Raw genomic sequence first — 25,919 nt, 5'->3', positions numbered from 1 at the left:
ATCAGAGTTCACGGGCCCAGGGATGGGCACGTGGACGCAACGCCAGTGCGAGCCCCAGCAGCAGGGCCGTCATGCCGTACAGCGGCCAGTCGCCAAAGCGCAGGTAGGGGGTGGATCCGTGGGCGGGACGCACCTCGGCGCGCAGCACCCCGGCTTCGAACTGCGGGATCTGGCCTATGATGCTGCCGTCAATCTCGGTGACGACAGTGATGCCAGTGTTGGTGCTCCGCAGCAGCGGGCGTGCCAGCTCAAGGGCGCGCATGCGGGCGATCTGCAGGTGCTGCCAGGGGCCGATACTGGTGCCGAACCAGGCATCATTGGAAACGGTCAGCAGGAAGTCGGTATCAGGCTGCACATTGCGGCGCACCTCTTCAGGGAAGATGATTTCGTAGCAGATGGCGGCGGCAAACTTGAGCCCCTTGGCAATCAGGTTCGGTTGCTGTTCGTCCCCCCGGCTGAAGGAGGACATGGGCAGGTTGAAGAAGGGGGCTATGGGGCGCAGCAGATCCTCAAACGGCACGAACTCGCCGATGGGCAGCAGGTGGTGCTTGTAGTAGCGGTTCTTGTGCTCATAGTGATACGCCTCCTTGCCGTCAGCGTCCTGCACTCCCATGCCAAGCACCGTATTGAAGAAGCGCTGCTGCTCGAAATCGTAGTGGACTATGCCTGCCAGCAGACCCGTATCGTTCACCTTCATCGCCTTGTCCAGGCTCTCGAGGTAGTTGCCCATCTCTTTCTCGATGGCCGGGATCGCCGATTCCGGCCAGATGATGATGTCGGCATCCTGATTTTCGCGGCTGAGATCCTGATAGGTGCGCACCGTCGGTACCAGGGCCTCCGGATCCCACTTGAGGGACTGGGCGATATTGCCCTGTACCAGAGCTACCTTGACCGGCTCGCCTCGGGTCACCCAGTTGAGCTGCATCAGTCCATGGGCGGCACTGATCAGTGCAACGGGCACCAGCAGCCAGACGGGTTTGCGGTTCTGCCACACCAGCCAGAGGGCGGACGTCGACAGCAGCAGTGCCAGCGTGATTCCCTGCACCCCCAATATGGGGGCAAAGCCCTTGAGCGGCCCGTCGATCTGGCTGTAACCAAACCAGAGCCAGGGGAAGCCTGTCATTACCCAGCCCCGCAGCCAGTCAGCCACCAGCCAGAGTGCCGGGAAGGCGAGCAGCCAGCGGCTCCAGTGACGGCCACTGAAGAAGCGGGCAAAGGCCCAGCAGGCCAAGGCCGGATAGAGCGCCAGATAAGCCGATAGCCCTGCCAGCAATACGAAGGCGACCGGCAGCATGATGCCGCCAAACATGGTCATGCTGACATGGATCCACCATAGCCCCGGCAGGAACAGGCCCATGGCATAACCAAAACCGCGCCAGGCCGCCTGTTTGGGATTGGCCTTGTCCAGCAGCGCGTAGAGACCGAGCAGGGAAGGGATGACCAGAGGCCAGTAGTCGAACGGCGAGAAGGCCAGGACGGCGAGCGCGCCGGATGCCATGGCAAACAGACTGGTCAGGAGTTTTGATTTCACGGGCGATGATTTCACGGACTATGCAGGCTCGGATTGGACGATAACAGGTTGATTGGCCGGTATCTTAACCTGTAAATGCGGTTAACGGCGAGCCTCCCGACTGCCTGGACCTGTTCAAGCAAAAAGCCGGGCAGAAAATGGGAGACGGGCACGGTTCACTGAGGTAAGGGAGGGCGGTAGTGTCAAGGGGCGGCAGCTTGCCCTGCCACCAAACGGCAAGCGCCCCGACGAGCGGGGCGCTGATGCTTCACGGCAAGACAGCTGCGTGAGGCTTACAGGGCGTCAGAGCGACTTATTGCGCTTCAGACTGGGCCGCGACATGGTTGTCGGGGATCTTCACCTGCAGCTGTTGCAGGCGGCGCCGGTCGGCGTGCATCACCTTGAACAGGTAACCTTGCAACTCGATCTCCTCACCCTTTTTCGGCAGGTGGCTGAAGGCGTGCATCACAAGACCGCCCACAGTATCCACCTCTTCATCGCTGAACTGGGTGCCGAAGAAGTCGTTGAAGTCCTCGATCTCGGTGAGGGCACTGACTGCGAAGACCCGCTTGCTGATGCGGCGGATCTCGTCCGGCTCATCTTCGATGTCGTCGAACTCGTCATCGATCTCGCCGACGATGAGCTCCAGTATGTCCTCAATGGTCACGAGACCCGAGACACCGCCAAACTCGTCCACGACGATGGCCATGTGATAGCGCTCTTCGCGAAACTCCTTGAGCAGCCTGTCGACCCGCTTGCTCTCGGGCACAATCACGGTCGGGCGCAGGATTTTTTCCAGCTGCAGCGGCTCGCTGGCATGGTGGCCGCCAAAACCGAACGGCAGCAGATCCTTGGCGAGCAGTATGCCCTCCACATGATCCTTGTCTTCGTTGATCACCGGAAAGCGGGAGTGACCTGACTCTATGATCACGGGCAAGATATCGTCCACCGGCTGGGACTTCTCTATGGTGACCATCTGGGAGCGGGGGATCATGATGTCGCGAACGCGCAACTCGGCTATTTCGAGTACGCCTTCAATCATGTCCTTGGTGTCCTGATCGATGAGATCGCGTTCCTCGGCATCCGCTATCACATCCACCAAATCGTTGCGGTCTCTTGGCTCGCCCTGGAAGAGTTGGCTGAGTTTGTCGAGCCAGGTTTTCTTCGGCGAGCCGGTACTAGGGTGATCGTCAGTCATTTTTTCTCTTGGTTACTCGCTTGAACACATTTGGAATTGTTTTGGGTATGTAAGGATGGCCATCGGCTGTTTCAAGGCGATGACGATCCCGTCCTTTACTCTTCGTCGTTCAGATAAGGATCGGCAAAGCCGAGTTCCTGCATGATGTCACGTTCCAGCTGTTCCATCTCCTCGGCCTCGTCATCCTCGATATGGTCATAACCTAGCAGATGGAGACTGCCATGCACAACCATGTGAGCCCAGTGTGCTTCCAGCGGTTTGTTCTGCTCGGCAGCCTCCTGTTCCACCACCTGGCGGCAGATGACGAGATCGCCGAGCAGCGGCAGTTCCATGCCGGGTGGCGCCTCGAACGGGAAGGAGAGCACATTGGTGGGCTTGTCCTTGCCGCGATAGGTGAGGTTGAGCTCGCGGCTCTCCGCCTCGTCGACGATGCGCACCGTCACTTCGGCCTCTTCTTGGAAGCCGAGAATGGTGCCGTCCAGCCAGCCTTGCAGCTGTGCTTCGCCGGGCAGACCGTCGGTGTCCGCGCAGGCCAGTTGCAGATCCAGGGTCACACTCATTGGGCACTCTCCTTGTGGGATTTGCTGGCTGCCTGCTCGTCTGCCAGTTTGGCATCGAACGCTTCGTACGCCTGCACGATACGGGCCACCACTGGGTGGCGAACCACGTCTTTGGATTCAAAGAAGTTGAACGACAGGCCATCGACACCTTGCAGCACTTCCAGCGCGTGGCGCAGACCGGATTTGGCGCTACGTGGCAGGTCCACCTGAGTGATATCACCGGTCACCACCGCCTTGGAGTTGAAGCCGATGCGGGTCAGGAACATCTTCATCTGCTCTGTGGTGGTGTTCTGGGCCTCATCCAGGATGATGAAGGCATCATTGAGGGTACGACCGCGCATATAGGCGAGCGGCGCCACTTCGATGATGTTGCGCTCCATCAGCTTCTCGACCCGCTCGAACCCCAGCATCTCGAACAGGGCGTCGTAGAGCGGGCGCAGGTAAGGGTCGACCTTTTGGGATAGGTCCCCGGGCAGAAAGCCGAGTTTCTCACCCGCTTCCACCGCAGGACGGGTCAGCAGTATGCGACGGATCTCCTGACGCTCCAGCGCATCCACCGCCGCCGCCACTGCCAGATAGGTCTTGCCGGTACCGGCCGGGCCTATGCCGAAGCAGATGTCGTGACTGACGATATTGGCGATGTACTGGGCCTGATTGGGGCTGCGTGGCTTGATGAGGCCGCGTTTGGTCTTGACCGTCACCTCCTTGCCATAGGGGATGCTTGGCGCCGGTTCGTCATCTTGCTCCAGCACCCGCGACTCCTGAATGGCCAGATGCACCATGTCGGGGATGATGTCGGTCACCTTGCCGCCCTTGAGGGGCTGGGTTTCCACATAGAGGTGCTTGAGGATGACGGCCGCCGCATCCACCTGGGCCTGTTTGCCCAGCAACTGGAAGTGGTTGTCACGGTAGCTGATCTCGACGCCGAGACGGCGCTCCAGCTGCTTGATGTTGTCATCGAAGGGGCCGCACAGGCTGGCAAGGCGCTGGTTGTCGGCGGGCTCCAGATGCAGATTCAGGGTCGCTATGTGTCGGCTCAAAATATCCTCGTCTTGACGCAGTGCCCATCCGGCAAGGCCAGATGGGCACGAAGAGATTAGTGGGGAGTGAAGGCGGCCACGCCGAGGGCATCGGGCACATTGTCGGGACGACGAGCCAGGATCTCGCGGGGCGCAGTGGCGATGCGCAGGTTCATCTCATCCTCACCGCGGATAAAGCGACCGCGCAGTGAGTTGGGGCGTACCTCGGTGATCTCCACATCGGCAAAGCCGCCAATCAGGGTATGTGCCCCTTCGAAGTTGACCACGCGGTTGTTCTCGGTGCGACCACACAGCTGCATGGGGTCGAGCCTGGAGGGCCCTTCCACCAGGATGCGCTGGGTGGAGCCCAGCATGGCACGGCCAATCTGCATCGACTGGTTGTTGATGACATGCTGCAGGCGGGCCAGACGGACCTTCTTCACTTCCATGTCGACGTCGTCTGGCATGTCGGCGGCCGGCGTGCCGGGACGCGGGCTATAGATGAAGCTGAAGCTCATGTCGAAGTTGATCTCTTCGATCAGCTTCATGGTGGCCTCGAAATCCTCGTCCGTCTCGTTCGGGAAGCCGACGATAAAGTCGGAACTGATGGTGATGTCGGGACGGGCGGCGCGCAGGCGACGGATCTTGGACTTGTACTCCAGCACTGTATGCGGGCGCTTCATCATGGTCAGGATGCGATCCGAACCGCTCTGCACCGGCAGGTGCAGAAAGCTGACCACTTCCGGCGTGTCCTTGTAGACCTCGATGATGTCGTCGGTGAACTCGATGGGATGGCTGGTGGTGTAGCGAATGCGGTCTATGCCGTCGATGGCCGCCACCAGGCGCAGCAGCTCGGCGAAGGAGCAGATGCTGCCATCAAAGGTCGGGCCCCGATAGGCGTTGACGTTCTGGCCCAGCAGGTTCACCTCGCGCACGCCCTGTTCGGCGAGCTGGGCGATTTCGTAGAGCACGTCATCCATCGGCCGGCTCACCTCCTCGCCGCGGGTGTAGGGCACCACGCAGAAGGAACAGTATTTGGAGCAGCCTTCCATGATGGAGACAAAGGCGGTGGCACCTTCGGCGCGGGGTTCCGGCAGACTGTCGAATTTTTCGATCTCGGGGAAGGCGATGTCCACCTGGGCACCACGGCCCTCCTGGACCTGCTTGATCATGGCGGGCAGGCGATGCAGGGTCTGCGGACCGAAGACGATATCCACATAGGGGGCGCGACTGCGAATGTTCTCCCCTTCCTGAGAGGCCACGCAGCCACCCACGCCGATCACCAGACCGGGTTTGTTTGCTTTGAGCTTTTTCCAGCGGCCCAGCTGGTGGAACACCTTCTCCTGTGCTTTTTCGCGAATGGAGCAGGTATTCAGCAGCAAGACATCTGCCTCTTCGGGCTCTTCGGTCAGCGTGTAGCCATTGCTGGCATCTAACAGGTCGGCCATCTTGGACGAGTCATACTCGTTCATCTGGCAACCCCAGGTTTTAATGTGAAGTTTCTTGCTCATTGCTTCTCTTGACTTGTGTTGAAATCGGCATGGTCAAAGGACCGGGCATTTTACTCCGCAATCTGGATACTGCCTAGCTAATATCCAGCCCGCCATGGGGGGCTTTGCCCCGGAGCCTGTCCGTATGGGCATGGGCTTTCTCCTTGATTTGGCGCAGCAATTCGCAATTTGTCTCACTGTTTCTGCCGGTCCCTTGCGGTATCATGTCCCCATTCGGTCCGGCCCCGCCTACTCTGGTCCGGGGTGTCCCTTTTCAGGAATCAAGTTATGGAACAGTGTGATATCGCCATCGTCGGCGCTGGCATGGTCGGCGCCGCCACCGCCTGTCTGCTGGCGGCACAGGGCCTCTCCATTCGGGTCATAGAGACTCAACTGCCCGAGCAATACGCCCCCGAGCAGCCGCTGGATCTGCGGGTTTCCGCCATCAGCCAGGCCTCGGTGGCGATGCTGGATCAAGCCGGAGCCTGGTCGCACCAGCAGCAGATGCGGCTCTGTCCCTACCGCCGGCTGGAGACCTGGGAGCTGGATGGCTTTGCCACCCGGTTCGACGCGGCCGATCTCGGCCTGCCCCAGCTTGGCTACATCATAGAGAACCGGCTGGTGCAGTTGGCCCTGCTCAAGAGGATGGAGGATTTCCCCAACATCCAGACCCACACTCCGGCAGCGGTGATGAGCCTGCGTCAGAGCGCGGATGAGGCGGTACTGACCCTGGACGACGGCACAGAGCTTTGCGCCCGCTGGGTGCTGGCCTGCGATGGTGCCGAGTCCCAGATGCGCCGGCTGGCTGGCATAGGCGTGTCCCGCTTCGAGTATCGCCAGCACTGCATGCTGATCAACATCGACACCGAGTTTGCGCAGGAAGACATCACCTGGCAGCAATTTACCCCGAGTGGCCCGCGCGCCTTTCTGCCGCTGCCTGGCCAGCACGGCTCTCTGGTGTGGTATGACAATCCCGCCCGCATTCGCGCCTTGTCGGCCATGAGCAACGAAAAGCTGGGGGAGGAGGTGCGCCGCCACTTTCCGGCCCGGCTCGGCGGCTTCACCGTCACGGCCAAGGGGAGTTTCCCGCTGGTGCGACGCCACGCCAATGACTATCACGCCGGTCGGGTAGTGCTGCTCGGCGATGCCGCCCACACCATCAACCCGCTGGCGGGGCAGGGGGTCAACCTTGGCTTCAAGGATGTGGCCTGCTGGGCCGGGTTGCTTGCAAAAGCCGGTGCCGACTGGCATCAGCTGGCCCTGGCTGAGCGTTACGAGCACCGCCGTCGCCCCGACAATCTTTTAATGCAGTCGGGGATGGATCTCTTCTACGGTGTGTTCAGCAACGAGATAGGACCGCTCAAGCTGGCCCGCAATCTGGCCCTCAATCTGGCGGACAAGGCAGGCCCGCTCAAGGAGATGGCGCTACGCTACGCACTGGGGCTGGTATGACCCGCATCGGGTTGAGGGCATGGCTCAGCCTTGGTGGTGTGCGTTAATTCGCCAGAACCTTTTCGATCCCTTGTCTTTGCTCACTATTTTGAGATTTTCCCCCTGATCCCTCTGTTGAGCTGGCGCCGTTTTAGGGCAACATGGTGTCAGCATTGATGGCCACAAGGATGAGGGCATGCGTTATCAGGGACGGATCGCGAGCTGGAACGAGGCGCGAGGCTTCGGCTTTATCACGCCGGAGCAGGAGGGGGGCGAGCAGCAAGGGAGCGAACTGTTCGTGCACATTTCGGCCCTGCAATCCGATGGCTCGCTGCCCAACGTCGGGGGAGCGCGTCTCCTACCAGCTAGGCACTGGCAAGGATGACAAGCCCAGAGCCGTGCAGGTGTTCTTTCCCGACAGGCCCCTGTCGCTGGCGGACGGGTTCAATCCACCTTCTGCATCCCCCCGGCTCGGCAGAGAGACCAGCACCCGATCGCCACAACCAGCATCATCCAGACCCGGATCCCGCCCTCGCCCCGCCTATCGCCACAAGAGCAGCTGGCGCGGCAAAGTGATCCCCCTGCTGCTGCTGGTGGGACTGTTCTCCCTCTACTCCCTTTTTTCGACCGACTCTGTGGTCCCCTTGCCGGTTTCCGCCTTCATCGGTGATGAAGGCAGTGCCTCCCGTAGCACGCCACAGACCTCTGCTTTCAGCTATCAGTGCGATGGTCGTGAGTATTGCTCCCAGATGACCTCTTGCGAGGAGGCTACCTGGTTCTTGCGACATTGCCCGAACACCAAGATGGACGGAGAGGGGGATGGGGTGCCCTGTGAACGGCAGTGGTGTGGTCACTGAGGCTGGCCTGCCCGATTGCCGCTGCGAATATCCACCGCTCTTTTCGTGCTGTTGCGCATGTCGGATAGGGTAATACCGGGCCAGGCCCTGTCTGTTCGTTGGCGCCACCTTTGTTGGCAAGGTGACGGATGGCAGCTTTACTTCTAGTGCTGACTCGTTTGTTGCCGTATATGCCGTTTATTATTTTTCAGGATCATGGTCATGGTGGATTACTTTCAGGGCTCGTTGTTTCACTTTTCCGAACGGGCGCAGTACCTGGCAGCCTTGCTGAACTCGCTGGAAGACCAGATCGCCGTGATTGATCGGGCTGGGGTTATCCACTACACCAACCTCGCCTGGAACCGGTTTGCCGAGCAAAACGGCATGCCAAAAGGGTATGACTGGCTGGGTATCAACTACTTGCGGGTGTTCGACAGCGCCGTCGAGCCGCTGGTGCTGATGGCGGCAGAGGGGATCCGCAGGGTGCTCTGTGGCGAACAGGACCATTTCCATCTGGAGTATCCCTGCCACAGCCCGGATATACAGCGCTGGTTCATGATGCGGGTCTCCCCCGTGCTGGGGGTGGATGTCGAGTTTTATACCATCACCCATATCAATATCACTGAGCGCAAGTTGCTGGAGCTGGATGTGACCCATCTCTCCCAGCATGATCCCCTGACTGGTCTTGCCAACCGGCGCCTGTTCAACAGTTTTCTGCATAACGAGTGGCGTCGCAGCATGCGGGAGCGCACGCCCATCTCTTTCATCATGCTCGATCTGGACAACTTCAAGGCGTGCAACGATCACTTCGGCCATCAGGTTGGAGATGATCTCTTGCGGCAGGTGGGTCACCTGCTCAACGCCTTTTGCCAGCGGCCTGCGGATCTGCCAAGCCGGTTCGGGGGCGATGAATTTGCGGTGGTCCTCGGCAATACCGGCAAGGAGGCAGCCTTGGGGATGGGGGAGGCGATTCGCCGCGGGATCAAGGAGTTGAGTATGAATGAGCTGGGCGATGCCCGGCTCAGCGCCAGTATCGGCATTGCTACCCAGCTCCCGGAGCGGGTGCTGATCTCGGAAGATGAGCTGCTGGCCGCCGCCGACATGGCTCTCTACACGGCCAAGAAGGAGGGGAAGAACCGTTGCTACAGCGTGGCTTGCCCCTCATTACCCAACCCTTGAGTGAACGCCACATTCGATAATGGGACCGTGGCGAGGCTTTATCCCTTCGGACTCTGCCGGCTGAGGTGCGGGATGTGCCGCCATGACCAGCTGCAGGAATCGATCGCGAATGGGATCGGCAAACTCGGAATTCCAGACCACACTGATTTCCCACTCTGACTTTGGCCCGGACAAGGGGTAGAGGGTGACGCCCTGGCCCGCGATAAAGCTGACGCTGCGTGGCAGTATGGCGTTGCCGATCCCGGCGGCCACCAACGCGACCAGTGTCTGTATATCCTCTGCTTCCTGGACTATGGCGGTCAGCCGGTTGGCGCCAAGGAAGCTGGCGATCTGCTGGCTCAGCCCAGGACAACGATGGCCGACCATTTGCAGCAGGGGCTGGTTGGCGAGGGCCCACTCAACGTCGAAGGTGGCCGGATCCGGCCCCGTCATCTGGCTGGGAACGGCCAGCACCAGCCGGTCGGTCAGCAATCTGTACTCTTGCAATTGAGGGGCCTGTGGTCTGCGCATGAAGCCCAGTTGCAACTGACCCGACAGCAGACGCTCATGCTGGGTGGCTGAGGTCATGTCCTGCATGTGTACCATCACATCGGGTACCTGCTGCTTGAAGCGGGCGACCAGCGAAGGAGCCAGCGCAAAGCTGGACAGCCCGAAGCCGATCTTGAGCCGTCCGGCAATGCCGCTCGCCAGCGCCAGGGCATGGCGTTCAAATCCCCTGCCGTGCTCGACCAGTGCGCTGGCCTGGGTGAGCAGCTGGGTGCCGATGGCGGTCAGTTGGGCGCCATGGCGACCCCGGTTGAACAGGGTGCTGCCAAGGGCCAGCTCCAGCCCCTGGATCTGCTTGGTCAGCGCCGGCTGGGTGATAAACAGCCGGCTGGCAGCCTCCCGGTAGTTGGTGGTCTCGGCCAGCATCACGAATGCCTGCAGTTGCCTCAAGTCGAATTTCATTCCGTTTGGTTATCCAATGTGGCGATTAATTGATTATAAATTATCTAACTGCCTTGTTCTAATGGTCTCGTTACGGGCCATTTTCCCGCTCTGACGTGCAACAAGGAGCCATATCATGTCTACCGAACGCTATCTGTTTCTGATCAAGGGAACTCTGGTGATGGCCCAGCCACTGGCTGCGCCGGAGACGGGAGAACTGCTGACCAGCCTGCTGCAGCAAGGCTTCGTCGTCGGGCCTTTGCAAGTGTGGGCGAGCAATGCCGAGCAGGCGCTGGCCTGTTATGAGCAGAGTGCCCAGCAGCGGGCCTTCAGCAATGTGCTGGCTGGGGCTTCGTCATGACCCGGCTCACCCTGCGGGCTGCGGCCCTGTTGTTGGACATGGATGGCACCCTGGTTCACTCCACCGACGAGGTGGAAACCGTGTGGCGACTATGGTGCCGACGTCATCAGCTGGCCTCTGAGCCCGTGCTTGCGATGTGCCACGGTTTGCGCTCGCGGGAGGTGATCAGGGCCCTGGCGCCGCAGCTGGACATGGCGCAGGAGGTCGCCCTGCTCGATGAGCTGGAGATCCATCACACCGGGCGCGGTGAGGCCATCATGGGCAGCCGGGCTCTGCTGACCCGCTTGCCAGCCGAGCGCTGGGCGCTGGTCACCTCTGCCAGCCAGAGGGTTGCCCGCCATCGGCTGGAGAGTGCCGGTTTGCCGCTGCCTACCCTGCTGGTGGCAGCGGAGGACGTGGTTCATGGCAAGCCGGACCCCGAACCCTATCTGCTGGGGGCCGAGCGGCTCGGGGTTGCCCCCGCCGACTGTCTGGTGTTCGAGGATGCACCGGCTGGCATACAGAGCGCCCTGCGAGCCGGTTGCGCCGTGGTGCAGGTCGGAGGCAAGCGGTTGCTGGATCCGGCCGTCATAGCCGTGATCCAGGATTGGCGTCAGGTGAGTGTGGAAGAAGACGAGAAGGGTATGTTGCAGGTTGGCCTGCTGACCTGACGGGCGTCTGGAAACAAGCAGCCCCCGACCAGCGGGGGCTTGAAGCGGATGTGGGGGCCGGGTTATTTGAAGACGCGAAACCGCACTGCATCATCCATGAAGGTCTTGTCGCCAGCCGGTTGCTTGATGCTGCCAAAAGGCATCTGGGCGCGCAGCAGCCAGCTGGCGGGCAGGTCCCACTCCTTGCGTACCGCGTCGTCGATCAGCGGATTGTAGTGTTGCAGGGAGGCGCCAACCTTCTCCTGGGCTAGGGTGGTCCAGACCGCAAACTGGGCGATGCCGGTGGCATGTTCCGACCAGATGGGGAAGTTGTCGGCATACAGCGCAAACTTCTGCTGCAGCTCCTTGATGACATCCGTATCCTCGAAAAACAGCACTGTGCCGAACCCTGCGCGGAAGCTGCCATCTACCTTGGTTTCACTCTGGGCATAGGCGTCCGGTGGCACGATTTTCTTCAGCTCGGCCTTGACGATATCCCACAGCTTGTGGTGCTGGGCGCCAAACAGTATGACAGCGCGGGAGCTCTGGGAGTTGAAAGAGGAGGGGCTGTGCTTGATGGCATCCTGGATCAGGGTCGTCAGCTGCTCCGGCGTGTGAGACACCTGGTCACCCAGGGCATAGATGGTACGACGTACTTTGATCTGTTCGATAAACGGACTGCTCATAACATCTCCTTTGTTTGACAGATAATCGCATTCGGTGGTCGTTGCAAGGCCATCCGGCTCCGATTGTGCAAGCTATAGACTATAACACTCGCTTCCCCCTTAACCGTCAACGCCCAGTGGTCACTGTTTTTACTCTCCGTGGATATTGGTTGGCAGGGAAGAATGAGCCGCCTCACATTCTGGCGTTTTTAATCCATTGGCGGTTCTCCAGCCGATTTCTATCGACGATTGCTCCTGTCTTTTCACCACAAGTTCGGTTCACATCGACTGTTTCAGTGGCAGTGTGATGATCAAGTAGGAGCCCAACCGGGTAGGCGAGCTGCTGACTGCCGAGCCTGGCACCGGCGCCGTCTATCGGATCGGGGGGACGAGTTGGCTGCCCTGCTGCCGTGGGAGCGCCACGAGCGGGAGTCGCGACTGCATCATCTGCTGGCGCGGGTACGCAACCAGCAGTGGCTGGAATCCAGGCACAGGTCACCCTGAGCGCGGGTGGCGCCCACTACCCGGATGATGGCCTCTTTCTGTTCGAAAGGGCCGACGAATACTGCTACCAGAGCAAGCGACCGGGTCGGGATCGCTGGCATCTCTCTCCATCCCCGGATACTGGCGGTGAGCCTGTATCCCCTGGGGTGACAATATCTGTCTGATCCCTGCATGCCCGCGCCGGGCTGCGACAGCCTGACGTTGGACTAAATACCGTTCACCTTGTGCCGAACTGAGATTTTTTATCTTTATTTTCATGGTGTTAATTTTTAATTTTTCTTCCTGACGTCTTGCCGGGATTCCTTTGGATTAAATGTCAGGCTGTTTGCGCTACTGGCGCGGCGGGTGGCCATTTGTATAGTGCAGGGGAAATTAATCAGGTTTGACAGGAGTACACCATGGAGATGAAAAAGCGCGGCATGAGTGCCCTGGCCCTGTTGGGCTCCCTGCTGCTGATGAGCGGCGCTGTGCAGGCCTCGGAAACCCTCAACACCATACTCGGTGGCGGTGCAGGCGGTGTGGCGGGCACCATGATTGGCAAAGAGCTGGGGGGCGATACCGGTGCCCTGGTCGGTGCGGCACTCGGCGGTGCGGCCGGTGGCGCCGCCACCGCCAACAAGGGAAACAAGAATGAGGCGGCCCTGGGGGGCGCCGTCGGTGCACTGGGTGGCGCGGCCATCGGCAAGAGCGTCGGCGGCAGCACAGGCCAGCTGATCGGGGCCGGTGTCGGGGGGGCCAGCGGCTCTGCCATCGGTGCCAAGACGGGGGATGGTCACAAGAGCAATAACAACCGCTACGACGACGATGATCACCACTACAAGAAACATAAGAAGCACAAAAAGCACAAGAAACACAGATGGCACGACGATGACTGATGTCAGCCTTGCGGCGTGCTGGCGACAAATAGAGGAAGGGGCCAACAGGCCCCTTTTTGCATGATGTGACTCAGACCAGCCGGTGCTGGCGTCGTCCCTCGGTGAAGGCGTTGATGTTGTCGATCAGCTGATCCGCGAGGCGCTGCATCGACTCCTCGCTGGCCCAGGCCACATGGGGCGTCAGGATGAAATTGGGGTATTGCAGAGCCTGCATCAGCGGATGATCCGGGGGCGGCGGCTCGACGCTCGCCACGTCGAAACCGGCGCCGCCGAGGCGACCGTTGGCCAGCGCCTTGAGCAGTGCCGCTTCATCCACCAGGCCGCCACGGCCCACGTTGATGAGCAAGGCGCCCGGTTTCATCAAGGCCAGCTCCCGTTCGCCGATCAGGTGGCGGGTGTAGGGGGTGAGCGGGCAGTGCAGGCTGACCACATCCGAGCTTTGCAGCAGCGCATCCAGCGGCAGCCGATCTTCGTCGTGGCTGGCGCCTATCTGGCTCTGGGCGTAACGCACTATCATGCCCATCCCCTGCGCCCGTTCGCCGAGCGCCTGACCCAGGGTACCTTTGCCTATGATGCCGAGCTGCTTGCCGTGCAGATCCATGATGTTGTGGTCGAAGAAGCAGAACTGGCCGCTCTGCTGCCAGCGCCCCTCCAGCAGGGACTGGCGCCAGGCAAACAGGTTGCGCGACAGGGCCAGCATCAGTGCCATGGCGTGCTCCGGCACAGAGGGGCCCGAGTAGTTGCGGATGTTGCACACCCCGACGTTGGCGGCCCGGCATGCTTCCAGATCCACGTTGTCGCTGCCGGTGGCCGCCAGGGCGATCAGCTTGAGATCCGGCAGTTGTGTCAGCTCAGGGGCGCCGATGCGTACCTTGTTGATGATGGCGATGCTGGCATTCTTGAGCCGCTCCACCACCTGCTCGGGGGCCGTGCTTGGATGGCTCTGCCAGTGATGGGGAAAGTCGGGCCGGTGCAGTGTGATGCCCGCATCCAGGGTATCGCTATCGAGAAAAACTATCTGCTGCATGACGCCTCCTGCCATTGGAGCCGTCATGATGCCAAATATGGGCGCCAGGGAGCCAGCCCGAACACCGTCAGTGGTGAATCAATGGCGCTGTCTGTGACGCTGGCGGCATTTTGGGGGCAGGTCGAGGTCAGAGCCAGCCGAGGTGGGTGAGCCAACCCTGAATGCGGGTCGGAGTTTCATCCAGCTCCATCAAGGCGTAGGGACGGTAGTTGAGCTTGTGGCTGCGGCGGCTCTCGCTGCGACGAGCTTCGGCGGCCAGCAGTGGCCAGCGCCCGCCCTCTTCCTGATAGAGATCCAGGGTCGGCATGGTGGCCTGGGCTACCTGCTTGGCCAGGGTCTGGTTACTTTGCACATTCGGGAAGAAGCCATCGAGCAGCACCAGAGCATCGGGGGCGGGCACTTGCTCGCTGGCGATGAGATTGGTGGCCCAGGCGGCGCTGGTGCCCTGGGCCAGTATCAGCTTGAAGCCCCCTTCTTGCAGCTTGGCATCCCCCAGCTTGATGATGCGGGCGGCAAACTGCTTGCGAAAGTCGTCGATGGCCTGCTGTTTCTTCTCGGCGGCTGGGTCCAGCTCTGCTTGTTGAGGAGAGGGAAGCAGCAGCAGGGTATCGAAGCCGAGTCGGCCGAGGGCCCGTGTCAGTTGCCACAGCTGGCCGCTGCGCTGCCAGTCTGGCAGCAGGATCGCCAGCCCCACATAGCTGTCGCTGTCGTGCTTGGCGAACAGCACTGTCTGCTTGTCGATCTGGGTGCTATCGGGCAGCCCTTGCCAGTCGCTGTTCTGCCAGTAGTCGAGGGGGGCGGGTGGCGTGACTTCGCTGGCCTGCGAAGCACCGCTTGCCAGCAGGGTCAGTAACAGCAGTGATAAGGATAATCTGGCCATAGTGCGCTCCCCGGTTAACTGGGTTAGCGGCGGCGGGCCGGTTTTCTGAAGTGCGGCCAGGGGATCAATAAAAAAGCGAGCCAATGGCTCGCTTTTTTGCATTCAATTCAAGGGGTCGATCAGGAGAGACGACGCTTGAACTCGCCGGTGCGGCTGTCGATTTCGATCTTGTCACCGATCTCTACGAAGGCGGCAACAGCCAGCTCGTAGGCAGTGCCCTTCAGGCGGGCAGGCTTGGTCACTTTACCTGAGGTGTCGCCACGGGCGGCCGGCTCAGTGTACTCAACTTCGCGAACTATGGTGGTCGGCAGTTCTACGGAGATGGCTTTCTCGTTGTAGAAAGTCACTTCGCAGATGTCTTCCATGCCGTCTACCAAGTAGTTCAGCACGTCACCCAGGTTGTCTTTCTCGACGTCGTACTGGTTGTACTCGGTATCCATGAAGACATACAGGGGATCGGAGAAGTAGGAGTAGGTGCACTCTTTACGCTCCAGCTGAACCACGTCCAGCTTGTCGTCGGCCTTGAATACGGTCTCGGTCGCGCTACCGTTGAGCAGACCCTTCAGTTTCATCTTGACCACGGCGGAGTTACGGCCGGATTTGTTGAACTCAGCCTTCTGGACCACCATCGGCTCGGTACCGATCATGACTACGTTACCAGCGCGGATTTCCTGTGCGGTTTTCATGTAAAAAATTCCTGTTCGTGAAACGGACGGATAAAAACTGCCAGATTATATACGGCTTTCCAAAAATTTCACCAACCGCGTGACGAGATCCCCGTCCTCGAGCAGCTTCTGTGACCAGCTTCGCGCATCTTGCTGCCAAATGGCGCTATATCGGGGCCATTGGGCCCAAAGTTTGCTGGTATCTTCCCCCAGGTTGAGGGCGTGGTTGAAAGCCCGCAACCATTGGGCAGCCTCCGGGGGAAAGTCCGCCAGATAGTGATCGAGAAAACCGTCCAGCTTGACCATGTGGGCCTGCTCTTCCTGCGGGTAGATGTGCCACAGGAAGGGGCGGGCGGCCCACTGTGCCCGCACGAAGGAGTCCTCGCCGCGCACCAGATTGAGATCGCAGCTCCACAGCAGCCGGTCGTAGCCTGCCTGATCCGTCATGGGCAGCAGCTTGATGGTGAGACTGCCCGCGTGCAGCAGATCCCCCGCCTTGGCGGTGGCGATGGCGCTCGCAAGGCCGGCGCCGCGCAGCACGTCATTGAGCGAGCGCCCCAGCGGCAATAGCAAGGTGACGGGGGTTGGGCTCTGGCACCAGCCCTCAATCAGGCTCACAAGCGCTTCGCTCTCGTAGGTAAAGAGGCTGACTCTCAGCTCATTGTCCCTTTTGGGCGGCAATCCCAGGCCGGCCCAGTAGGCGGCAAGGCCAGTCTCATCCTGTTGCCACTGGTCACGTTCGGCGATGAGCCCCTGTTCGCACAAGAGGCCGCCGGTGCTGGGGGTGAAGCCCGGGAAGAAGAAGTATTTGCTGAGGCTCAGGTCGCCGACCCGCTGGGGCGACGCAAGGCCGTGGCAATCCTCGACCCAGGGTTCGGCCGAGAGGTACTCCAGATTGATCCAGCAGGGGGTTGGCTGCTGCTGCGCCATACGTTGGGTAAAGGCAGCGGGCAGTTCGCAGGCAAACGCCTCTATGACCACCTTTGCCGGGATCACATCTGCTGGCAGCGCGTCGTGCCAGTGCTGGATATAGATGCCCTGTTGCCACTGACCGTCCAGCGCGGGATCGAGCCCCGGACAGATGCTGGCGAAGCTGGCCAGATCGTCCACCCAGAGCCTGACGCTACCCTGGTCTTGCTGTTTCAGCTGACGAGCGAGCCGCCAGGTGACGCCTATGTCGCCGAAGTTGTCCACGACGCAGCAGAAAATATCCCAGTCGAATGGCGGTAGTTTGAGTGGCGAAGAGGTTGTCATGTGAGGGCACCGATGGAAAAGAGATACAAAAAACCGGTGTGCAGGGTAGCACACCGGTTGGCTGGCTTCTAAGGGACTGCCGTCAGCCTGCCTGGCTCATCGCGTTGCGATGGCAGCCAGCAGGGGCAGGTTTACTCCTTGCCGTAGACGTTGTTCTCTTGCTCGCGCACCCGGATGAAGGTGGTCCGTTTGGTCAGCTCCTTGAGCTGGCTGGCGCCGACGTAGGTGCAGGTGGATCGCACGCCGCCCAGGATGTCGCGCACCGTATTCTCGACCGGGCCGCGGTAGGGTAGCAGCACGGTTTTGCCCTCGGAGGCGCGATAGTCGGCGACGCCGCCGGCGTGCTTGTCCATGGCGCTCGATGAGCTCATGCCGTAGAACTTCATGAAGGGGGTGCCATCCACGTCCACCACTTCGCCGCCGCACTCCTCGTGGGCTGCCAGCATGCCGCCCAGCATCACGAAGTCGGCGCCGCCGCCGAAGGCTTTGGCCACGTCACCCGGGCAGGTGCAGCCGCCGTCACCGACAATCTGGCCGCCCAGACCGTGGGCCGCATCGGCACACTCTATGATGGCGGAGAGCTGGGGGTAGCCGACCCCTGTCTTGACCCGGGTGGTACAGACCGAGCCCGGGCCTATGCCGACCTTGACGATGTCGGCGCCGGAGAGGATCAGCTCCTCGACCATCTCGCCGGTGACCACATTGCCCGCCAGGATGACATGGTTCGGGCAGGCTTCACGGATCTTGCGCAGGAACTCGACGAAGTGCTGGGAGTAGCCGTTGGCCACGTCCACGCAGATGAAACGCAGGGCGGCTGACATGGCCAGGATCTGGCGGGTCTTGGTGAAATCGTCTTCGGAGGTGCCGGTCGATACCATGACATGGCCGAGCAGTGCCGGATCCGTGCTGTTGACGAAGGCTTGCCACTGCTCAAGGCTGTAGTGCTTGTGTACCGCTGTCATCATCTCGAAGCCTGCCAGTGTCCTGGCCATGGCGAAGCTGCCGACGGTATCCATGTTGGCGGCGATGACGGGAACGCCCTGCCATTGGGTCTGGGTGTGCTTGAAGGTGAACTGACGGGTCAGGCTGACTTGGGAACGGCTCTTGAGGGTAGAGCGCTTGGGGCGGAACAGGACATCCTTGAAACCGAGCTTCAAGTCTTCTTCGATACGCATTACGAATTCCTTATTGAGCCTTGTTGAAAGTCACTTTTGCAGTGGTCAATTTTCGGCAGGCGCAAAAAAACCGGCGGTTTTCAGGGCCTCCGGTTTACAACAGTGTAGGCAAAAATCCCGCCAGAACAAGACTGATAATTCACACATCATTGTGGTAGCCTTTGGCGTCACAACCTGAGCGCAGCCTCAGGTGTCATCCAGCACCACTTTTTCCCCCAACGCTCTCGCCAGTTAACGCTTCAAAAGAATCCTTTTATGGCCTAAGGCCGTGATCCTGACGCGGGCAGCTCGAGCGCCGTGCTCACCGGCATGACGCCGTGTTTCGTCAGTTGACAGCAGGCGTTTCCATCCCCACTCTTGGCCTCTCGGGCCCTTGTCGGCCCTGATCTGACGAGGATTGAAAATGCTTGTACTGCGAACCATGACCTTGCTGTTGGCTTGCCTCTCCCTGCCGGGAACGGCATGGGCGGCAGTGTCCCCTGCCGTGTATGGCTGGATTGAGAAGGGACTGATCATGCCAGGCGGTGTGGCGGTGAAGATGAAACTCGATACAGGCGCACTGACCTCTTCAATGGATGCGCGGGATCTGCACCACTTCAAGCGCGATGGCAAATCCTGGGTGCGCTTTACCCTGCAACTGACCGATGCCAACACCGACAAGCCGGTGAGCCAGACGCTGGAGCGGCCGGTGGAGCGCATGGTCAAGGTGCGAGGCGCCGGTGGCATGGAGCAGCGGCCGACGGTGACCATGTCCATCTGTTTGGGGGACAAGGTATACAAGGAGTGGTTCACCCTGCGGGATCGCAGCAAGATGATCTATCCGGTGCTGATTGGCCGTCGTTTGCTGGCGGAGCTGGGGGCTGTGGATTCGAGCCAAACCTTTACGGTGAAGCCCGCTTGCCGTTGAAGGTCAGTGTGAATGTCATGAACAAGGAAGTGGAGGCCCCGGCCTCCACTTTTCATTGATGCGCCTTGCCAGTTTTATGCCAAGGCGCGCAGGGGTGGCGCTGGCAGCCGCACGCTGACTTCCAGCCCCCCCTCTGGCCGGTTGTGGATGTCCAGGTCTGCGCCGTGCAACTGGGCGATGCGCGAGACGATGGCCATGCCGAGCCCGACCCCGTCACCTTGCTGGGGATTGACCCGAAAGAAGCGCTCACACAGACGTGACAGAGCCGCAGTGGGAATGCCGGGGCCTGTATCGCGGATATCGATCCTGACCCGATTGCCCTCCTGCTGCACCTCGACAGCGATCTCGCCCTGGGCCGGGGTGTAACGCAGCGCGTTGTCGATGAGGTTGCTGAACATCAGATCCAGCAGTGTGCTTTGACCCATCACAGTCAAGTGCTCGGCTCCTTCCAGTGACAGCTGCTGGCCCTTTTTAAGGGCGATGGGCGCCAGCGTGGCCAGTGTGCCTTGCAGCAAATTCCCCAGGTCAAGTTCGGTCAGCTCCAATCCTTGCTGGCTGTCGATGCGCGCCTGGGTCAGCAACTGGCGGATCAAGCGATCGCTGCGATCGAGCGCCAGCAACATCTTGTGAAGTGACTGCTGGCGGCTGGCGTCATCCTCGGCGGCCAGCGCATTCTCGCTGTGGATGCGCAGTACCGCCAGCGGCGTGCGCAGCTCGTGGGCCGCCTCGTTGGTAAATTGCTTCTCCCGCTCTATGGTGTCGGCCAGAGCGTGCATCAGGCGGTTGATCTCGTCGGTGAGCGGGGTCAGCTCCTGGGCGCGGATCTTCAGGTTGAGCGGGCTCAAGTTGGCAGGATGACGTTCGCCTATGGCCTGTGCCAGCAGTCGCAGCGGCGCCAGGCCACGGGAGATGAGCCACCACAGCAGACCGAGCAGGAAGGGCAGCGTGATGAGCAGCGGCAGCATGGCAAGGGTAGCCATCTTGCTGGCCAGTTCACTGCGCTCGTCATCCCGCTCCGCCACGACGAGCCAGGTATGCTCGTTCTGGTTGTAGAGGGTAAAGGTGCGCCATTGATGCCGGTCTTTTTCTACCGTGTTGAAGCCGGGGGCCAGCTCGACCAAGGGCTGGTTCGGGGCGCTCGGGGAGCGCAGCAGTATGCCGCCTTGCTCATTGAGCAGCTGAAAGTAGAGATTGCGCTCGAACTCGTGCCCAAGGGGGGTCAGCTCCCTGTCTTCTCCTCGCAGATTGAAGCTGGTGTCCTTTTGCCACTGGTCCGGGTTGTGCTGTTCCCACTCTTCATAGACGGTGCCGTTGGCGGGCAGGGCACTGTGCTGATCCAGATAGCGGCTGAGCAGCTGGTTGGTGATGCGGGAGGATTGAGCGAGACGAGCATCGAACAGCTCCTCCATCTCGTGGCTGGCTTCCAGATAACCGATAAGGGCGCTGATGGCCAGGCTGGTACTGACCAGCGCCAATATGCCGGAGAGCAGAAAGCGGCGGATGGAGCGGGGGTGATTCATGCAAAGGGCTCCCTGTGCTGTGGCTGCTCAGAGTCGGGGGATATGTTGCCGCTGCCGCGAGCTGAACCAGGGTGACTCATGCAAGGTGACCTTTGTGCTGTGACTGTTCAAGCTGGGGGACTATGTAACCTACACCACGGATATTGCGGATGAGGTCGCTGTAGAACTTTTTGCGCAGATGGTGGATATGCACCTCCACCGCATTGCTCTCGGCGCCTTCATCCCAGCCATACAGGCTCTGCTGCAATTGATCCTTGCTCAGTACCCGGCCGCTCTGGGTAACGAGCTCCTGCAACAGCTTGTATTCGTGGGGTGTAAGTTTGACCGGCTCGCCCCTATAGGTGACCTGTTGTGACTCCGGGTGGATGAGGATGTCGCCATATTCGAGCACCGCCTGGGCTTGCCCCTTGCTGCGCCGCACCAGGGCACGCAGGCGGGCATTAAGCTCCTGCAGGGCGAAGGGCTTGACCATGTAATCGTCGGATCCCGCATCCAGCCCCAGCACCCTGTCGTCCAGGGCATCGCGGGCCGTGAGGATCAGTACCGGCAGCACCTGGCCTTCCCGGCGCAACTTGCGCAGCAAGCTGATGCCGTCGATGTCCGGCAGGTTGAGATCCAGAATGAGGGCGGCGAATTCCTCACTCTTGAGCACAGACAGGGCGGGCAGCCCCTGCTGCAGCCAGTCCACCGTGTAGCCACTGCTGCGCAGGGCATCCACCATGCCATCGCCCAGCATCACATCATCTTCTACCAGCAGGATCCGCATTGTGTTCTCCCTTGCTACCTGGTTCATGGTTTACGCCAGTGACATAAACGACGCTGCCCACCAGTATGCAAGCGGGCGGGCAGAGTTTACATCACTGATTTATCAGGGGGATTTATAGCTTGGCGAGCCGGTCGCGGATTTCGAGGCGACGGCCCTGATCTGCCAGCTCGCGGCCGGGGCGGTCCGGTGCGGCCAGCGCCTTGTCCAGATAGGTTTTCGCTTCGGCTTTGCGACCCTGATCCAGCAGGAAGTCGCCATAGAAGAAGTTGGGATCTATGCCGGCGGGGTTGAGTGCCAGCGCCTGCTTGAGCAGCTCCTCTGCCTTTTCATCATCGCCAAATCCCACCGGCCAGCCCGGCACCTGGTAGTAGAGTGAGCCCAGACTGGTGTAGGCAGAGCCTTCCAGCGCCTTGGGATCCTGCTTGAGGGCGATCTCCAGTTTGGCCTTGGCCTCTTTCACCAGACCCAGGGCATCAAGCCCACCCTTGGCGCCGGCCCAGGTGCTCTTGACGATGGCCGACCAGATCAGCAGGTCGGTCCGAAAGGCCTCTTTGGCGCTGGCCTGATCGGCCTGGCTGCTCAGGGTTTCAAGGCAGCTCTCCTTGGCCTTGCCGGTTTGCTGGTACTGGCAGACGGCCCACTGTTGCTGGATCGGAATAAGCGCATCATCCGCAGCCGCGACACAGCTTGAACCCAGCAGGAGGGCGATGGCACAGGAGGTGGCAGAGTTAAGGGAAAAGCTCATATCAAGGTTCCTTTTTGGTCGGGATCGGGCGGGACAATGCCGGTTGCGGCGCAGCGCTTGCGCTGGTGTCTGCTGTCCTTGGTGGAAGGTGACGGGCGTAGCGTTCAATGATGGGCAGTTGTTTGGCCAGCGCCCGATCGACGATGCCGGGCAGCAAGGCATTGAGCCGTACGAACAGTTTTTCCGGCCAGCCGAGCCAACTGCGGCGGGTCTCGTTGCACAGGGCGATGACGGCGGCTTCGGCAACTTCCTGCGGGCTGTCGGTCTGGGTACCGAGCTCGGCATTCATCTCGTATGCTGCCTCTGAGTTGAGACGAGTACGGGTCGCACGGGGAGCGAAGTGCAGCACCTTGATGCCGGAGCCTTCCAGTTCCCGTCCCAGCGCTTCGCTAAAGCCGCGCAGGGCGAACTTGCTGGCACAGTAGACGCTGTAACCCGGATACCCTATGGCACCAAAGCTGGAGCCGATATTCATGATGATAGCGGGTTTGCGCAAATGGGGCAGCAGGGTGCGGGTAAGCTGAATAGGGGCCTCGATATTGAGCAGCAGCTGACGCTCCACCTGCTCGGCGCTTTGATCTTCCAGCCAGGCGAACTGGTTGCAGCCAGCGTTGTTGATCAGCACATCCAACCCCTCTTCCAATGCAGGGTGTTGCAGCAAACGGGCCCGTTCCTGGTGGGATCCCAGATCGGCGACCACTGTCTGGTGGCGTTCCGGATGGGGCAGCTCCTTGCAGAGGCGATCCAGCACGCTGGCTCGGCGACCGTGCAGCAACAGGTGTGCCCCCTGCGCCGCCAGCTCCTGGGCCAGCGCTTCACCTATCCCGCCGCTTGCGCCCGTGAGCAGCACTCGCTTTCCTTGCAGTTTCATAGGGTTGGGGTTCCTGTTCCTTGATTGAGCCTGCCGTGGGTGAGCGACATGTTTTTCTCCCTTTGCCGTCTCATTGCGGGTTGTCTGTCAGCTGATAGAGCATGTCGGCATAGAGGCGATAAACCACCTTGGCCGAGTGGATGATGGCGGCCTGATCGGCGGGATCTTCAACCCGGTTCATCAGGGACTCGAAGAACTTGAGATGCTCCTGATCCAGGGTGCCGTGGGAACTCAGGTAGCTCATGGCCTGGGGTGGCAGACCGAGGCCCGCCTTCAACTGATCGGCCACGGTCAGGGCGATGGCGACACTGGTGCCTTCCAGCACCTGCACCATGCCGAAGAATCCCATGGGGTTGCCGCGCTGGATCTGGTCATAGAGAAAAGCCACCATCAGCTCGATGGGCAGGCCGGGCTGGCCATGGCGCACTGCCTCGGCATCCCCGCCACAGGCGCGGATATCGTTCAGGATCCACTCCTGATGGCCGTACTCCTCCTCGATATATTCGGCAATGGCGCCCCGTACCCATTCGTACTCCTGACCCAGCTTGCCGCCTGTGGCCATCAGCAGCGGTACCGTATGGCGCACGTGATAGAAGGCTTGAGACAGAAAATCAACATAGGTGCCGCGGGAGATGTCCCCCTTGCGGCACGCCTCTATGATGGGGGCATTGAACAGATGTTCCCGTGCCGATGCGGTAGCGTGTTGCAGCGTGTGATAGAAGCTCATGAGGTCTCTCCGGTAAGGCATTGGCTGATTTGACGGGAAAAGTGGTGATAGATCCGCTCGCGGCGGGGGCGACCGTTGGCAGTCAGCAGATCGGGATGCTGATCCAGTGTTACCGGCAGCCAGTGATGGATGCGGGCATAGTCGGGCAGGCGCTGATTGAGCTGCTCAACCTGTTGCGCCAGCTGGGCGTCTGCCCCGGGTCGCGACTGGATCAGGGCGACGTTGGCGGGCTGGCCATCGCCGAAGATCACGATGCGGGCAATGGCCGGACAGAGCTGGGCTTCGGCCTCGATCCACTCGGGGGAGAAGTTGCGGCCAAAGGCGGTGATCTGCACGTTCTTCTTGCGCCCCGTGATGTGCAGGTAACCCGCCTCATCGAGATGACCCAGATCGCCGGTGGCGATCTGCACGGTAGAAGGGTCATCGGTGGCAAACCGGGCGGGTTGTTGTTCGTATGAGCCCAAATAACCCAGCATGGCAGCGCCCTCCACCAGGATCTCGCCATCAGCGGCGATCTTGATCCGGCAGTGGGGCAGGGGCTGACCCACGCTGCCGAGGCTGTGGTCATCAGGCCCATTGAGTGCGACGACGGAGCCGCATTCCGACAGGCCATAGCCTTCAAACACCGGCAGCCCCAGCTTGCGGGCGCGACTGATGAGCTCGGGGGCGACCTTGCCGCCGCCCACGGCGACGAAGCGCAGGCTGGTGAGACGTTCGGCCAGTGCCACATCGGCACTGCACAGGGCGAGCAGCAGGCGCAGCAGCTCGGGCACCAGCACCAGGCTGTGGGTGGGCCAGCGCAGCAGGGCCTGGGTCAGGGTGGCCGGATCCAGCTTGCTGGAGCCGGAAAATCCCAGCTCTCCCAGCGAGGGAATACGGCTGCAGGCGCCGGTGAGCAACGGCACGTAGAGGCCGGTCAGGTTCTCCAGCAGTGTGGTCAGCGGCAACAGGGTCAGGTGTTTCTCTACCTGCGCCGGGGCGACTCGCAGGGCCAGCGAATCACAGACCGCCATCATATGTTCAAGGGAGAGACAGACTCCCTTGGGTTGCCCCGTGCTGCCGGAGGTGTAGGTTATCTTGGCGGTACCAGCGGGCAGGGTGGGCACTCGTACCGGCTGGATGCGCCACAATGGCAATTCACCCACAGAGAGGAGCAGTGGCGCACTTGCCTGCCAGCCCTGATGATGAGGGCCGATCAGGGCATCTGCGCCGCTGCTCTCGAGCAGCCACTCCTGCTGCTCCGGGCTGAAAAAGTGCGGCACAGGAATGACCACTATGCCTGCCTTTGCACAGGCGAGATCGATCAGCGCCCAGGGCAGGCCGTTATCCAGTTGCAGTGCCAGCCGGGCAATGCCTGCCTGTTGCAGGCGATCGGCCAGGGCGGAGATCTGCAGCCACAACTGTTCGTAGCTGATCCTATGATTGCTGCCGCTCAGCGCCGTGCTGTGCGGATCACTGTGGGCGAAGTGGGCTATCCGGTCGAACAGCATCATAAGGCGCTCCGCTGCGGGCAGTTGAACAGGGATGGCATGGGGGCGAGCAAGGAGAGCAGCAAGCTGCCCTGGGCCAGGGCTTGCCGCCCCTGATTGAGGTCACCCACCATCACCTTGGGCTGGCAGTGGTAGTAGGCTCCCCAGGCATTGGCATCCTCTCCGACCTGGTCGGCCCTGGCGGGGGCCAGCTCGATAAGGCTGAGACTGAGGCGATGAAAACTGTTGCGCAGTTTGGCTGTGCTGGTGAAGACAACGTGATCGAGGGCGTTGTCGCACAGCAAACGACACAGCGCCGCAAACATCAGGCGGGCATTGCCCGGTTCGCTGCAGGCCAGATTGCCGACCTCGACGATGCGATCCCGCCGGGCACGCACACCCAGCCGTGTCTCGATAGCTGCCTCTATGGGCTGATCCAGATACTGTTCCAGATAGAGGCGCTCCTCGCTGGCCTGCTTGAGGCCACAGGCGCCGACCAGCAAGCCATCGGCCCGGTAGAGACCCAGCAAGCAGGGCAGGAAGTGGGGGATACGGGCATCGAATTCGTGGCTGTAGGCGGCCTGAATATAAGCCTGCAAGGCCATGACCTGTTCCGGTGTGTCGGCCAGGATCAGCCGGTAGGGGGCTTGAATGTCTGTGGTCATGGATGGCTCCTTCTTGTCTGTTAGGGTCAGACTAAAGGGGCAAACTTAAGAAACACTTAAGAGT

At 60.9% G+C, this 25,919-nt stretch carries 26 protein-coding genes and 1 pseudogene; 7 read left to right on the top strand and 20 right to left on the bottom strand.

Annotation, left to right across the window (positions count from 1 at the left end):
- Nucleotide 1: 1 nt before the first annotated feature.
- From lnt to miaB, 5 genes are all read right to left on the bottom strand, one after another.
- Nucleotides 2-1,546 carry an apolipoprotein N-acyltransferase gene (gene lnt, locus AC1P02_RS21945; RefSeq protein WP_485183437.1) on the bottom strand — a complete coding sequence of 515 codons (1,545 nt, stop codon included), beginning with the start codon at nt 1,544-1,546 and terminating at the stop codon, nt 2-4.
- A gap of 277 nt (nt 1,547-1,823) precedes the next feature.
- Nucleotides 1,824-2,708 (bottom strand): CNNM family magnesium/cobalt transport protein CorC, encoded by an 885-nt coding sequence (corC, locus tag AC1P02_RS21940; protein ID WP_005317320.1) that lies wholly within the window; start codon nt 2,706-2,708, stop codon nt 1,824-1,826.
- A gap of 95 nt (nt 2,709-2,803) precedes the next feature.
- Nucleotides 2,804-3,268 carry an rRNA maturation RNase YbeY gene (gene ybeY / locus AC1P02_RS21935; RefSeq protein WP_059168363.1) on the bottom strand — a complete coding sequence of 155 codons (465 nt, stop codon included), beginning with the start codon at nt 3,266-3,268 and terminating at the stop codon, nt 2,804-2,806.
- Nucleotides 3,265-4,308, bottom strand: a complete 1,044-nt coding sequence (locus AC1P02_RS21930; protein ID WP_099994104.1) for a PhoH family protein — start codon at nt 4,306-4,308, stop codon at nt 3,265-3,267. Before AC1P02_RS21930 ends, ybeY begins: the two co-directional genes overlap by 4 nt.
- 56 nt (nt 4,309-4,364) lie before the next feature.
- Nucleotides 4,365-5,798 (bottom strand): tRNA (N6-isopentenyl adenosine(37)-C2)-methylthiotransferase MiaB, encoded by a 1,434-nt coding sequence (gene miaB, locus AC1P02_RS21925; RefSeq protein WP_005317314.1) that lies wholly within the window; start codon nt 5,796-5,798, stop codon nt 4,365-4,367.
- A 267-nt stretch (nt 5,799-6,065) separates the two neighbouring features.
- Between miaB and AC1P02_RS21920 the strand changes: the two genes are divergently transcribed.
- The 3 genes and pseudogenes from AC1P02_RS21920 (at nt 6,066) to AC1P02_RS21910 (ending at nt 9,223) form a co-directional block, all read left to right on the top strand.
- Nucleotides 6,066-7,229: an FAD-dependent monooxygenase gene (locus tag AC1P02_RS21920; protein ID WP_485183433.1), complete on the top strand. Its 1,164-nt coding sequence runs from the start codon at nt 6,066-6,068 to the stop codon at nt 7,227-7,229.
- 175 nt (nt 7,230-7,404) lie between these two features.
- Nucleotides 7,405-8,065, top strand: a pseudogene (locus AC1P02_RS21915) (cold shock domain-containing protein).
- Between the two features lie 201 nt (nt 8,066-8,266).
- Nucleotides 8,267-9,223 (top strand): GGDEF domain-containing protein, encoded by a 957-nt coding sequence (locus tag AC1P02_RS21910; RefSeq protein ID WP_485183431.1) that lies wholly within the window; start codon nt 8,267-8,269, stop codon nt 9,221-9,223.
- Here the strand turns inward: AC1P02_RS21910 and AC1P02_RS21905 are convergent.
- Entirely contained in the window at nt 9,209-10,171 is a 963-nt protein-coding gene (locus AC1P02_RS21905) for a LysR family transcriptional regulator (RefSeq protein ID WP_485183429.1), read from the bottom strand. The two genes, AC1P02_RS21910 and AC1P02_RS21905, sit on opposite strands and share 15 nt — an antisense overlap.
- Nucleotides 10,172-10,286: 115 nt before the next feature.
- Here AC1P02_RS21905 and AC1P02_RS21900 point away from each other — a divergent pair, with 115 nt between their 5' ends.
- Nucleotides 10,287-10,511: a hypothetical protein gene (locus tag AC1P02_RS21900; protein WP_058393800.1), complete on the top strand. Its 225-nt coding sequence runs from the start codon at nt 10,287-10,289 to the stop codon at nt 10,509-10,511.
- Complete coding sequence (locus AC1P02_RS21895) at nt 10,508-11,161, top strand: HAD-IA family hydrolase (protein WP_485183427.1); 654 nt, start codon at nt 10,508-10,510, stop codon at nt 11,159-11,161. Before AC1P02_RS21900 ends, AC1P02_RS21895 begins: the two co-directional genes overlap by 4 nt.
- Nucleotides 11,162-11,223: 62 nt before the next feature.
- Here the strand turns inward: AC1P02_RS21895 and AC1P02_RS21890 are convergent, their stop codons facing one another.
- Both AC1P02_RS21890 and AC1P02_RS21885 read right to left on the bottom strand, forming a co-directional pair.
- Entirely contained in the window at nt 11,224-11,826 is a 603-nt protein-coding gene (locus tag AC1P02_RS21890; RefSeq protein WP_485183425.1) for a nitroreductase family protein, read from the bottom strand.
- Between the two features lie 422 nt (nt 11,827-12,248).
- The gene (locus AC1P02_RS21885; protein WP_485183423.1) at nt 12,249-12,410 is read right to left on the bottom strand and encodes a hypothetical protein; all 162 of its coding nucleotides are present in this window, start codon (nt 12,408-12,410) and stop codon (nt 12,249-12,251) included.
- A gap of 297 nt (nt 12,411-12,707) precedes the next feature.
- Here AC1P02_RS21885 and AC1P02_RS21880 point away from each other — a divergent pair, with 297 nt between their 5' ends.
- Nucleotides 12,708-13,184, top strand: a complete 477-nt coding sequence (locus AC1P02_RS21880) for a YMGG-like glycine zipper-containing protein (protein WP_021138191.1) — start codon at nt 12,708-12,710, stop codon at nt 13,182-13,184.
- Between the two features lie 70 nt (nt 13,185-13,254).
- On the opposite strand, the gene AC1P02_RS21875 is transcribed toward AC1P02_RS21880, so the two are convergent.
- The 5 genes from AC1P02_RS21875 to AC1P02_RS21855 all read right to left on the bottom strand — a co-directional run bounded on the left by AC1P02_RS21875 (nt 13,255) and on the right by AC1P02_RS21855 (nt 18,185).
- Nucleotides 13,255-14,211: a D-2-hydroxyacid dehydrogenase gene (locus AC1P02_RS21875; protein ID WP_485183421.1), complete on the bottom strand. Its 957-nt coding sequence runs from the start codon at nt 14,209-14,211 to the stop codon at nt 13,255-13,257.
- A gap of 127 nt (nt 14,212-14,338) precedes the next feature.
- Nucleotides 14,339-15,091, bottom strand: a complete 753-nt coding sequence (locus AC1P02_RS21870) for a DUF3530 family protein (RefSeq protein ID WP_021138193.1) — start codon at nt 15,089-15,091, stop codon at nt 14,339-14,341.
- A 119-nt stretch (nt 15,092-15,210) separates the two neighbouring features.
- Nucleotides 15,211-15,777, bottom strand: a complete 567-nt coding sequence (efp, locus tag AC1P02_RS21865) for an elongation factor P (RefSeq protein WP_005317282.1) — start codon at nt 15,775-15,777, stop codon at nt 15,211-15,213.
- Nucleotides 15,778-15,822: 45 nt separating this feature from the next.
- Complete coding sequence (earP, locus tag AC1P02_RS21860) at nt 15,823-17,010, bottom strand: elongation factor P maturation arginine rhamnosyltransferase EarP (RefSeq protein ID WP_485183418.1); 1,188 nt, start codon at nt 17,008-17,010, stop codon at nt 15,823-15,825.
- A 131-nt stretch (nt 17,011-17,141) separates the two neighbouring features.
- On the bottom strand, nt 17,142-18,185 hold the full coding sequence (locus AC1P02_RS21855; protein ID WP_265455705.1) for a GMP reductase: 1,044 nt from the start codon (nt 18,183-18,185) through the stop codon (nt 17,142-17,144).
- 403 nt (nt 18,186-18,588) lie between these two features.
- On the opposite strand from AC1P02_RS21855, the gene rloA3 reads away from it, so the two are divergent.
- Nucleotides 18,589-19,092 carry a retropepsin-like aspartic peptidase RloA3 gene (gene rloA3, locus AC1P02_RS21850; protein ID WP_485183415.1) on the top strand — a complete coding sequence of 168 codons (504 nt, stop codon included), beginning with the start codon at nt 18,589-18,591 and terminating at the stop codon, nt 19,090-19,092.
- A gap of 74 nt (nt 19,093-19,166) precedes the next feature.
- On the opposite strand, the gene AC1P02_RS21845 is transcribed toward rloA3, so the two are convergent.
- The 7 genes from AC1P02_RS21845 to AC1P02_RS21815 all read right to left on the bottom strand — a co-directional run bounded on the left by AC1P02_RS21845 (nt 19,167) and on the right by AC1P02_RS21815 (nt 25,855).
- The gene (locus AC1P02_RS21845) at nt 19,167-20,612 is read right to left on the bottom strand and encodes an ATP-binding protein (RefSeq protein ID WP_058393807.1); all 1,446 of its coding nucleotides are present in this window, start codon (nt 20,610-20,612) and stop codon (nt 19,167-19,169) included.
- A gap of 76 nt (nt 20,613-20,688) precedes the next feature.
- Nucleotides 20,689-21,378, bottom strand: a complete 690-nt coding sequence (locus AC1P02_RS21840) for a response regulator (protein WP_005317257.1) — start codon at nt 21,376-21,378, stop codon at nt 20,689-20,691.
- 112 nt (nt 21,379-21,490) lie between these two features.
- Nucleotides 21,491-22,123, bottom strand: coding sequence for a tetratricopeptide repeat protein (locus AC1P02_RS21835; protein ID WP_042467811.1), 633 nt, complete (start codon nt 22,121-22,123; stop codon nt 21,491-21,493).
- A 1-nt stretch (nt 22,124) separates the two neighbouring features.
- The gene (locus AC1P02_RS21830; protein WP_005317251.1) at nt 22,125-22,994 is read right to left on the bottom strand and encodes an SDR family oxidoreductase; all 870 of its coding nucleotides are present in this window, start codon (nt 22,992-22,994) and stop codon (nt 22,125-22,127) included.
- Nucleotides 22,995-23,064: 70 nt separating this feature from the next.
- The gene (locus AC1P02_RS21825) at nt 23,065-23,721 is read right to left on the bottom strand and encodes an iron-containing redox enzyme family protein (protein WP_058393809.1); all 657 of its coding nucleotides are present in this window, start codon (nt 23,719-23,721) and stop codon (nt 23,065-23,067) included.
- A complete protein-coding gene (locus AC1P02_RS21820) occupies nt 23,718-25,214 on the bottom strand; it encodes an AMP-dependent synthetase/ligase (RefSeq protein ID WP_485183411.1) in 1,497 nt (498 codons plus the stop codon). Before AC1P02_RS21820 ends, AC1P02_RS21825 begins: the two co-directional genes overlap by 4 nt.
- Nucleotides 25,211-25,855, bottom strand: coding sequence for a thermostable hemolysin (locus tag AC1P02_RS21815; protein WP_005317227.1), 645 nt, complete (start codon nt 25,853-25,855; stop codon nt 25,211-25,213). The genes AC1P02_RS21820 and AC1P02_RS21815 overlap by 4 nt, the downstream gene beginning before the upstream one ends.
- Between the last annotated feature and the right edge of the window lie 64 nt (nt 25,856-25,919).

Source organism: Aeromonas sp. TS_SC_11, assembly GCF_057318915.1.
This window is presented reverse-complemented; position numbering and strand designations above follow the sequence as displayed.

Bases quoted from the DNA above. Each gene is read 5' to 3' on its own strand.
- AC1P02_RS21895 (WP_485183427.1), top strand. From the start codon at position 10,508: ATGACCCGGCTCACCCTGCGGGCTGCGGCCCTGTTGTTGGACATGGAT.
- AC1P02_RS21845 (WP_058393807.1), bottom strand. From the start codon at position 20,612: ATGAATCACCCCCGCTCCATCCGCCGCTTTCTGCTCTCCGGCATATTG.
- AC1P02_RS21840 (WP_005317257.1), bottom strand. From the start codon at position 21,378: ATGCGGATCCTGCTGGTAGAAGATGATGTGATGCTGGGCGATGGCATG.
- AC1P02_RS21870 (WP_021138193.1), bottom strand. From the start codon at position 15,091: ATGGCCAGATTATCCTTATCACTGCTGTTACTGACCCTGCTGGCAAGC.
- AC1P02_RS21885 (WP_485183423.1), bottom strand. From the start codon at position 12,410: ATGCCAGCGATCCCGACCCGGTCGCTTGCTCTGGTAGCAGTATTCGTC.
- AC1P02_RS21825 (WP_058393809.1), bottom strand. From the start codon at position 23,721: ATGAGCTTCTATCACACGCTGCAACACGCTACCGCATCGGCACGGGAA.
- AC1P02_RS21875 (WP_485183421.1), bottom strand. From the start codon at position 14,211: ATGCAGCAGATAGTTTTTCTCGATAGCGATACCCTGGATGCGGGCATC.
- earP (WP_485183418.1), bottom strand. From the start codon at position 17,010: ATGACAACCTCTTCGCCACTCAAACTACCGCCATTCGACTGGGATATT.
- corC (WP_005317320.1), bottom strand. From the start codon at position 2,708: ATGACTGACGATCACCCTAGTACCGGCTCGCCGAAGAAAACCTGGCTC.
- AC1P02_RS21820 (WP_485183411.1), bottom strand. From the start codon at position 25,214: ATGATGCTGTTCGACCGGATAGCCCACTTCGCCCACAGTGATCCGCAC.
- AC1P02_RS21815 (WP_005317227.1), bottom strand. From the start codon at position 25,855: ATGACCACAGACATTCAAGCCCCCTACCGGCTGATCCTGGCCGACACA.
- AC1P02_RS21920 (WP_485183433.1), top strand. From the start codon at position 6,066: ATGGAACAGTGTGATATCGCCATCGTCGGCGCTGGCATGGTCGGCGCC.
- miaB (WP_005317314.1), bottom strand. From the start codon at position 5,798: ATGAGCAAGAAACTTCACATTAAAACCTGGGGTTGCCAGATGAACGAG.
- AC1P02_RS21905 (WP_485183429.1), bottom strand. From the start codon at position 10,171: ATGAAATTCGACTTGAGGCAACTGCAGGCATTCGTGATGCTGGCCGAG.
- AC1P02_RS21910 (WP_485183431.1), top strand. From the start codon at position 8,267: ATGGTGGATTACTTTCAGGGCTCGTTGTTTCACTTTTCCGAACGGGCG.
- AC1P02_RS21830 (WP_005317251.1), bottom strand. From the start codon at position 22,994: ATGAAACTGCAAGGAAAGCGAGTGCTGCTCACGGGCGCAAGCGGCGGG.
- rloA3 (WP_485183415.1), top strand. From the start codon at position 18,589: ATGCTTGTACTGCGAACCATGACCTTGCTGTTGGCTTGCCTCTCCCTG.
- AC1P02_RS21835 (WP_042467811.1), bottom strand. From the start codon at position 22,123: ATGAGCTTTTCCCTTAACTCTGCCACCTCCTGTGCCATCGCCCTCCTG.
- efp (WP_005317282.1), bottom strand. From the start codon at position 15,777: ATGAAAACCGCACAGGAAATCCGCGCTGGTAACGTAGTCATGATCGGT.
- ybeY (WP_059168363.1), bottom strand. From the start codon at position 3,268: ATGAGTGTGACCCTGGATCTGCAACTGGCCTGCGCGGACACCGACGGT.
- AC1P02_RS21890 (WP_485183425.1), bottom strand. From the start codon at position 11,826: ATGAGCAGTCCGTTTATCGAACAGATCAAAGTACGTCGTACCATCTAT.
- AC1P02_RS21880 (WP_021138191.1), top strand. From the start codon at position 12,708: ATGGAGATGAAAAAGCGCGGCATGAGTGCCCTGGCCCTGTTGGGCTCC.
- AC1P02_RS21855 (WP_265455705.1), bottom strand. From the start codon at position 18,185: ATGCGTATCGAAGAAGACTTGAAGCTCGGTTTCAAGGATGTCCTGTTC.
- AC1P02_RS21900 (WP_058393800.1), top strand. From the start codon at position 10,287: ATGTCTACCGAACGCTATCTGTTTCTGATCAAGGGAACTCTGGTGATG.